The 3,427-nt window shown below is 65.3% G+C and carries 5 protein-coding genes and 1 pseudogene; 5 read left to right on the forward strand and 1 reads right to left on the reverse strand.

Going from position 1 to position 3,427, the window contains the following annotated elements; translation table 11 throughout:
* The 3 genes and pseudogenes from EOA27_RS28190 to EOA27_RS28200 all read left to right on the forward strand — a co-directional run.
* A pseudogene (locus tag EOA27_RS28190) lies at positions 1-259 on the forward strand (hypothetical protein); the annotation flags it as partial.
* 75 nt (positions 260-334) lie between these two features.
* Positions 335-832 (forward strand): 5-(carboxyamino)imidazole ribonucleotide mutase, encoded by a 498-nt coding sequence (gene purE, locus EOA27_RS28195; RefSeq protein WP_126064066.1) that lies wholly within the window; start codon positions 335-337, stop codon positions 830-832.
* The gene (locus tag EOA27_RS28200; RefSeq protein ID WP_126080820.1) at positions 829-1,905 is read left to right on the forward strand and encodes a 5-(carboxyamino)imidazole ribonucleotide synthase; all 1,077 of its coding nucleotides are present in this window, start codon (positions 829-831) and stop codon (positions 1,903-1,905) included. Before purE ends, EOA27_RS28200 begins: the two co-directional genes overlap by 4 nt.
* A gap of 4 nt (positions 1,906-1,909) precedes the next feature.
* Here EOA27_RS28200 and EOA27_RS28205 read toward each other — a convergent pair whose 3' ends face one another.
* A complete protein-coding gene (locus EOA27_RS28205; protein WP_126080821.1) occupies positions 1,910-2,332 on the reverse strand; it encodes a lysozyme inhibitor LprI family protein in 423 nt (140 codons plus the stop codon).
* 244 nt (positions 2,333-2,576) lie between these two features.
* Between EOA27_RS28205 and ykgO the strand changes: the two genes are divergently transcribed.
* Both ykgO and EOA27_RS28215 read left to right on the forward strand, forming a co-directional pair.
* The gene (ykgO, locus tag EOA27_RS28210) at positions 2,577-2,702 is read left to right on the forward strand and encodes a type B 50S ribosomal protein L36 (protein WP_040974291.1); all 126 of its coding nucleotides are present in this window, start codon (positions 2,577-2,579) and stop codon (positions 2,700-2,702) included.
* Positions 2,703-2,870: 168 nt separating this feature from the next.
* Positions 2,871-3,427, forward strand: a 557-nt coding sequence (locus EOA27_RS28215) for a hypothetical protein (RefSeq protein WP_127257781.1), incomplete at its 3' end; no start/stop codon positions are given.

Here is a 3,427-nt window from a genome sequence, read left to right on the forward strand (position 1 = left end):
GGTCTATGTGCGCCCGGAGAGCCGCTTCACGGCTGCCGGACTTGCCTCCGCGCTCGCCGCCGGCTCGCCGCCGATCATCGTGCGCAACCACGAGGTCGAGCGAGGCCATTTCTTCCTCGACCCTTGCAATCTGCATCCTGGCGAGGCGGAGATCGTGGCCGAGCAACTGCGCGCCGTGCTGACGGCGAAGGACCGGCCGGCTGACGCGATGAAGGTCGCTCGCAAGGATTCGACCGGATCGTTGCGCTGGCCGGACTAGCTGGCTGCATCGCGACAATCCTTGCGGCTATCGGCGAATTCCGCTAAGGCGCGCCTTTGCCGCCGGGAGCGAACCTTGACCGATCAGCGTGCCGACGTCGCCATCATCATGGGCAGCCAGTCCGACTGGGCGACGATGCGCCAGGCGGCCGAAACCCTGGATGCGCTGGGCATTCCGCACAAAAGGCTGATCGTCTCCGCCCACCGCACCCCCGACCGCCTCTATGAGTTCGCCAAGGGGGCCAAGGCCGCCGGTTACAAGGTGATCATCGCCGGCGCCGGCGGCGCCGCGCATTTGCCCGGGATGACGGCGGCGATGACGCCGCTGCCCGTCTTCGGCGTCCCGGTCGAATCCAAGGCGCTGTCCGGCCAGGATTCGCTGCTCTCCATCGTGCAGATGCCGGCCGGCATCCCGGTCGGCACGCTGGCCATCGGCAAGGCGGGGGCGGCCAATGCCGCGCTGCTTGCCGCGGCGGTGCTGGCGCTTAACGACGACAAGCTCGCCGCCCGGCTCGATGCCTGGCGCGCGGCGCAGACCGCCAAGGTCGCCGCCGAACCGACGGACGCGCCGTGAGCCTGGCGCCCGGATCGACCATCGGCATCATCGGCGGCGGCCAGCTCGGCCGCATGCTGGCGATGGCTGCCGCCCGCCTTGGCTACCGCATCGTGGTCCTGGAGCCCCAGGCCGACTGCCCGGCGGCCCAGGTCGCCAACCGGCAGATCGTGGCCGCCTATGACGATCGGGCGGCGCTTGCCGACCTGGCCGCCGCCAGCGCCGTCGTCACCTACGAATTCGAGAATGTTCCGGTCGCCGCGGCGCGAACGCTGGCGGCAACGGTTCCCGTCTACCCGCCGGGCCGCGCGCTCGAAGTCGCGCAGGATCGCGTCACCGAGAAAAGCTTCCTGAATGACATCGGCATCCCGACGGCCGAGTTCTGTCCGGTCGACAATGACGACCATTTGACCGAAGCTTTGAGGAAATTCGACGGCAGCGGCGTGCTGAAAACCCGCCGCATGGGCTATGACGGCAAGGGCCAGCGCGTCTTCCGCAACATGGAAACAGGCGGCTTTGCAGGCACCTGCGAGGCGATGGGCAATGTGCCGCTGATCCTGGAATCGCTCGTCGCTTTCGAGCGTGAGATTTCGGTGATCGCCGCGCGCGGTCTCGACGGAGCGATCGCCGCTTACGATCCGGCCGAAAACGTCCATCGCGAAGGCATATTGCGCAGCTCGACCTTGCCGGCCGCCATCGGTCCGCAAACGGCAGCGGCCGCCAAGGATGCGGCCGCAAAAATCCTTTCCGCGCTCGACTATGTCGGCGTCATCGGCGTCGAGTTCTTCGTGCTTGCCGACGGCTCGCTGCTGGCCAACGAGCTGGCGCCGCGCGTGCACAATTCCGGCCACTGGACGGAGGCTGCCTGCGTCATCTCGCAGTTCGAGCAGCATATCCGCGCCGTCGCCGGCCTGCCGCTGGGCTCGCCCGCCCGGCATTCCGATTGCGTGCTGGAAAACCTGATCGGCGACGACATGCTGAAGGTACCGGCGCTGCTCGCCGAACCCGACCTGATGCTGCATCTCTACGGCAAGGCCGAGTCGCGCGCCGGCCGCAAGATGGGCCATTTCACGCGCCTCGTCAGGCCGAAATAACCCGCTATTGCATATCCTCGTCGCCGCCCGCGTCGGAGCCGGCGCAACTCGGATCGCTCAGCTTGCAGTTGGCGGAGGAGGTGAGCTGCTTTAAGCGCTCGTTGGTGAGCTTGGTCAGGCACTGCGACACCTCCATCGGATGGATGGAGCCGCCCTCGCTGTCGGCGGTCGAATAAGCGCATTCGGCGTCACGAAAGGCGATCCAGGCGCGCTGCGCCGTCTGCAGCAGCCTATTCGAGGCCTGATCGTTGCTGCTGACGATGTTCTTATAGGCGGCATTGAGCCTGGCATCGGCAGCCTGGTAGTCGGCATCGGCGCAGATGTTCAGCATCGACTGGCTGTCGTCGCTGCGGTCGCAGTCCTCGGCAAACGCTGCCGGGGCGGTCGCCAGGAGAACAAGACAGGCGGGCAGAAAAAGACCGCGCATGGGAATCTCCAGTCGCTTGGGTGTGGACACCATTCCAGTCGACCTCGAGTCGCGCAATGCCGTGGCCGGTAGGGATGGCGAATATTTGACGGATCGCGCCAATTGCCCTTGTTCGGACACCGTCACGTGGTTGACACGGACGAGACTCCTCGTTTATGAGCCTCGCCAAGTTCAAAGGCGCGCTTTTTTCGGGCGCGCCTTTAAAATTCGGCCCGGGACGGGCCCTGACCGAACAGGCAAGACCATGAAGATCAAGAATTCGCTCAAGGCGCTCAAGGCGCGTCACCGCGACAACCGGCTGGTTCGCCGCAAGGGACGCATCTACATCATCAACAAGACCGCTCCGCGCTACAAGGCGCGCCAGGGCTGACGCTTGCGCGCGGCTTAGTGCATGTCGCCCAAACGCGCCAAGCGGTTTTGGGGCAGCGACATGCGCAAAAAGCCTACGCCGCGCCCGTTTGTTGTTGATTGCCGGTTCGCCGGCTATCTCACGCTAAAATCATTTGGACGATCCGCCGTCCGGGATTAGATTCCGGCGATGCGGATTCGTTTTGCATTTTTCGCCGCCTATTTGCTTTCCGGCGCAGCTTTGCCTGCAGGAGCAGAAACGGTTCCGGGCGCGCTGCCTCCAGATGCCGCGACGCCCGCCGCGACACCGCCGCCGGCCGCTCCAACCAGGCAGGGCCGCCTCGACCAGCTCTTCACGGAGTTGAAGCGCGAGCGCAATGAAAAGGCGGCCGAGCGCATCGCCGGCCGCATCTGGAACGAATGGAACCAGTCCGGCAGCGCCTCGATCGACCTGATGATGCAATGGGCGCAAAAGGCGACGGAAGACCAGAAATTCGACGTCGCGCTCGATTTCCTCGACCAGGTCGTGACCTTGCAGCCCGACTATGCCGAAGGCTGGAACCGGCGCGCCACCGTGCATTTCCTGATGAAGAATTACGGGAAGTCGATGGCCGACATCGACCGCACCCTGCAACTCGAGCCGCGCCATTTCGGCGCGCTTTCGGGCCTCGCCCAGATCATGTCCGAGACCGGCCACAAACAGTCGGCGCTGGAGGCCTGGCAAAAGGTGCTGGCGATCTATCCGAT

Source organism: Mesorhizobium sp. M2A.F.Ca.ET.037.01.1.1 (assembly GCF_003998075.1).
Taxonomy (GTDB): Bacteria; Pseudomonadota; Alphaproteobacteria; order Rhizobiales; family Rhizobiaceae; genus Mesorhizobium.

Coding starts and splice junctions, on each gene's coding strand:
- EOA27_RS28205 (WP_126080821.1), bottom strand. CDS start 2,332: ATGCGCGGTCTTTTTCTGCCCGCCTGTCTTGTTCTCCTGGCGACCGCC.
- ykgO (WP_040974291.1), top strand. CDS start 2,577: ATGAAGATCAAGAATTCGCTCAAGGCGCTCAAGGCGCGTCACCGCGAC.